Origin of the sequence: Epilithonimonas hispanica, assembly GCF_003385395.1 — a bacterium.
In the GTDB taxonomy this organism is placed as follows: Bacteria; Bacteroidota; Bacteroidia; order Flavobacteriales; family Weeksellaceae; genus Epilithonimonas; species Epilithonimonas hispanica.
This window is the reverse complement of record NZ_QNUG01000085.1, coordinates 1-4,068: the sequence shown is the minus strand read 5'-3', so window position 1 is coordinate 4,068 and position 4,068 is coordinate 1. Positions and strand designations below refer to the sequence as shown.

The following is a 4,068-nucleotide window of genomic DNA, read 5'->3' as shown; positions in this document are numbered from 1 at the left end:
AGTGCTTTGAATTATCAAACTATTGAAGAGTTTAACAATCAAAACAAAATTTATCAAAATGTAGCTTAACTTATACTGGAATTTTTATTTGCATATCCAGTGCAGGGCTGAAGTTTTTCTGGTGTGGCGTTTAGCGCCAGGTGACGGGTCATCCGGCGGTTTTTTGATTTGGTAATAAAAAAAAATCGTCCTCATAATGTATTTTTATGGAACGATGTACTCTGGTTTGCAGTGGAGAAATAATAAGAGGCGAACTCCAAAGCTTTGAAAGAGGCACCGCAAAGAGCCACCACGATTTCTCGTGGTTCCACAAAGTCTTACATGAAGTTCGCCCTATTAGATATACAAAAATAGTAAAATCTAATAGTATTGTGGCGAACTCATGTCAACTCATGTGGAATATTTGCGGTTTTCTTTCATGAGAGACATCATTTATTAACTGTATTATACAGTTTAAAAACAGTCGCAATTATCTTTTAACTAAGCAAATATAAATAAAGTTTGTGTTATACACAAACTTTTAAAACTTAATTTTATGTCAAATAAGAAAAGAGCCATAAATAGAATAAAAAGTATTGCAAATGACAAAGGTGCATCATCACGCTTATTATCATTGTGGGTGAACGTTGATTATACAACAGTTAGTCAATGGAATTCGAATAACTACCAACCAAATAGTGATAATTTAAATAAAATTGGAGAACTTCTCGAAGTTGACAATAAAGATTTATTGGAATCACAACATAGGATTGACACTGGATTGGCAAAGGAATTACAAAATGAATTAAATCGATTACATAAGATTGAAAGAATGCCGTATGAAATTGATAAAATAGATAAACTAACTGGGAAAATAGTGAAAGTCAATAACCCCAAGATAATTAAAGCATTAAAAGAATTTGCAAAAAAATATAATGGTAATAAATCGTAAAATGATCAAATGGAATTTCAGGGCAACTATCAATGATTTCTAGCATTTAAAAAACTACTGATTTGCTTCACAAAATTATTTTGAGAATCGTATACTACTTCAACATAGAAATTAAATAGCTTATATAAAACATATTTTGCGCTTCCTTTTTCTGCAGAATCTATAAACTCTCCTAGGCTAAATAGTAAGTCATATTGATTATCTTGTGATAAGAATGTATAATCGTAAAATGAAATTTCTTTTTTCATTCTTGCTTACCAATTTCTTTATAGTATCTGTCTGAACACATTTCCAAGATTTCTTCAGTTTCTTGTAATTCTTTTTTTAATCAGTAAATCCAAATGGAAAATCCGATGATAGCGAGGGTTGCAACTATACTGTAGATTTTTAGAGTTTTCATAGATGTGCTTTTTGTAAAGATAAAAAAAATTAAAAAATTATGACTAGAATTATTTTTTTAGAATAAGCACAAAACCCACTCTTTATCACTAAGTTTTTTGTATTTTAGATACATAAACTTTACCATGTACATATCATCTTTATCTCTTAGAAATTTTAGAAACTTCAAAAATGCCAAATTTCATTTTTCAAATGGCATTAATACAATAATAGGAGAAAATGGAGCTGGTAAAACCAACTTGTTTTATGCGTTAAGAATTCTAATTGATGACACTTTACCTCGATATGTAAAACTTTATTCTACCGATTTTACCAGAAGCCTAGGCAATTGGTCAGGACATTGGATAATAATTTCTCTCTTTTTTGATAATCTTGATGCAAGTGAAGAAGCGCAAGCATTAGCTGTTCAATCAAGTGGTCATATGAATTCTTCAAAAAATGGAAGTTATTCTGTTTATTTTAGACCTAAATATCAAATCAGGAAAGAACTTTATGACTATTCACAAACCGCAGGCAAAAATGCTACTGACTTACAATTGTTTTTAGATAAAATTACTTTGGATGATTACGAAACTGTTTATCTAAGTCGTGGTTCTGGAGATTTTGCAGAAGACACAGTTTATAAAAAGTTCGTTGGTAATTTTGATACTATTGAATTTCCCAACCCAGATGATAAAGAAGAATTGACTATTGGGACGTGGTTACCTAAAGAAATAAATATACACAATGAATTATCCTGTACTTTCATTAAAGCTCTACGAGATGTAGAAAGTGATCTAAAGTCTTACTCTAACAACCCTTTAATTAACCTACTAAGAGGAAAAGAAAAAACTGTTGAAGTAGCAAAACAAGATGAAATCATCAAAAGTATTGACAAACTAAATGACCAAATTAGTTCTTTGGATGAAGTTGTCGAAGTAAAACAAGGTATTGACAGAAGCATTAAAGAAGCAGTAGGAACTACTTACGCTCCAAACATTGACATACAATCTGAGTTGCCAAATGAAATGGCAAAGTTATTCCAATCCTTAAAATTATGGGTTGGTGACCCGGATGAAGAAGGTTATAAGGGAAGAATCTGGGAGTTAAGTTTGGGTGGAGCCAATATGATTTATCTTTCATTAAAACTTCTTGAATACGAGAAAGTAAGAACAGACAGAATTGCCAATTTCTTGTTGATAGAGGAGCCAGAGGCGCATATTCATACACACGTTCAAAAAACTCTTTTCAATAGTCTGAAAGAAAACAAAACACAAGTAATAATTTCAACCCATTCAACACACATTTCTTCGGTAAGTAAAATTAGTAGTGTCAATATTTTAAGTCGTGGTAATAAAGAGGCCTTAGTATTTCAACCCTCTAATAAGTTAGACCCAGACGAAATAACAAGAGTTGAAAGATACTTAGATGCTGTAAGAAGTAATTTACTATTTGCAAAAGGAGTTATTTTAGTTGAAGGAGATGCCGAACAAATATTAATACCGGAATTGTTTAAAAAAGTTTTTGGGCTTTCTCTCGATGAAATCGGTGTTAGCTTGGTGAATATAGGTAGTACAGGCTTTGAAAACATTGCAAGAATATTTCATCCTCACAGAATTAAAAAACATTGTGCGATTTTAACTGACTTAGATAAATCTATTGTAACACTCCCTACCGACGCAAGCCATGATAATGATTACCAAAAACATTGTCGTGCATCGGAAACAAATGGAGCAAGCAGAAAAACCCAACTAACGGATTTCTGTAATGGGAATCCATTTGTAAAACCCTTTTATGCCAAACATACTTTTGAGGTTGACCTTCTAATGAATGAAAACAGCTATGAATTTGTTCAATCCCTTAATCAAATATATACGAATCAAGCAAACATAACCAAAGCCAAAACTAAACTTGAAGATGCTTCTGTTGATGTTGCAGGTGTAGAGGTATTACGAATTGCCGACAAGAAAGGAAAGGGTTGGTTAGCATTGATTGTCGCTGAACAATTGCTTTATAATACTTACATTCCAGATTATATTCTTAAAGCAATTGCGTTTGCTTCCCCTCATATAAATATATCATCAAAAGTAAAGTCAATAATTCATCGTTGGAATAGCATGAAGGCAAATGGGCATGATGATAATCAAGATGAAGCAAAGAAGTTTAAAATAAAAGGCAAAAGTGAAGCGGAGCTCATTGCAGAGTTTTGCGCTACTTTCCCTGACGACCAACTAACAAAGTTTATCAGTTACCTATGATACTTGATGGTCTTAATAAAGAACAAAAAGATGCAGTCGTGCAGAACGGAAATGTTTTGTTGACTGCTTGTCCTGGTAGTGGAAAAACAAGAGTAATTATTCGCAAGCTTGCACATGAATTAAGCCAGCTGGATGAAGGAAATAAAAAGAGAATTGCAGCCGTTACCTTCACAGTAAGAGCATCAGAAGAAATTTTCAGGCGGTTAAATGCAATGGGAATTAAAGACAGTAGAATTTGGTCAGGAACACTTCACGCCTTCTGTTTAGAGTGGATAATCAAACCTTATTCTTGCTACCTGCCCGAATTGCAAAACGGATTTTCAATTGCAGATGAAACTTTTTGCTCTGATTTAATTAGCCAATTGAAAGAAAAATATAAGCTGAAACAAATTGACCCAGTAAACTGGAAAAGACGGTCAAATTGACCACCTAATTTCGGAGTAAATTGACCACTGATTTCGGAGCAAAGTGACCACCACTTTCCGGTCCAAAATGACCACC

4 protein-coding genes are annotated in these 4,068 nt (G+C 32.8%); 3 read left to right on the top strand and 1 reads right to left on the bottom strand.

Going from position 1 to position 4,068, the window contains the following annotated elements; translation table 11 throughout:
- The first annotated feature begins 535 nt into the window (after nt 1-535).
- The gene (locus DRF58_RS17720) at nt 536-931 is read left to right on the top strand and encodes a hypothetical protein (protein WP_116037264.1); all 396 of its coding nucleotides are present in this window, start codon (nt 536-538) and stop codon (nt 929-931) included.
- Between the two features lie 29 nt (nt 932-960).
- Here DRF58_RS17720 and DRF58_RS17715 read toward each other — a convergent pair whose 3' ends face one another.
- Nucleotides 961-1,179 carry a hypothetical protein gene (locus DRF58_RS17715; protein ID WP_116037263.1) on the bottom strand — a complete coding sequence of 73 codons (219 nt, stop codon included), beginning with the start codon at nt 1,177-1,179 and terminating at the stop codon, nt 961-963.
- A 276-nt stretch (nt 1,180-1,455) separates the two neighbouring features.
- Between DRF58_RS17715 and DRF58_RS17710 the strand changes: the two genes are divergently transcribed.
- Together DRF58_RS17710 and DRF58_RS17705 are read left to right on the top strand one after the other, a co-directional pair.
- Nucleotides 1,456-3,567 (top strand): AAA family ATPase, encoded by a 2,112-nt coding sequence (locus DRF58_RS17710; RefSeq protein ID WP_116037262.1) that lies wholly within the window; start codon nt 1,456-1,458, stop codon nt 3,565-3,567.
- Nucleotides 3,564-3,992: a UvrD-helicase domain-containing protein gene (locus tag DRF58_RS17705; RefSeq protein ID WP_116037260.1), complete on the top strand. Its 429-nt coding sequence runs from the start codon at nt 3,564-3,566 to the stop codon at nt 3,990-3,992. The genes DRF58_RS17710 and DRF58_RS17705 overlap by 4 nt, the downstream gene beginning before the upstream one ends.
- The last annotated feature ends 76 nt before the right edge of the window (nt 3,993-4,068 follow it).

What these genes read in the sequence shown, in the direction of transcription:
- DRF58_RS17715 (WP_116037263.1), bottom strand. Translation starts at nt 1,179, where the DNA reads ATGAAAAAAGAAATTTCATTTTACGATTATACATTCTTATCACAAGAT.
- DRF58_RS17705 (WP_116037260.1), top strand. Translation starts at nt 3,564, where the DNA reads ATGATACTTGATGGTCTTAATAAAGAACAAAAAGATGCAGTCGTGCAG.
- DRF58_RS17720 (WP_116037264.1), top strand. Translation starts at nt 536, where the DNA reads ATGTCAAATAAGAAAAGAGCCATAAATAGAATAAAAAGTATTGCAAAT.
- DRF58_RS17710 (WP_116037262.1), top strand. Translation starts at nt 1,456, where the DNA reads ATGTACATATCATCTTTATCTCTTAGAAATTTTAGAAACTTCAAAAAT.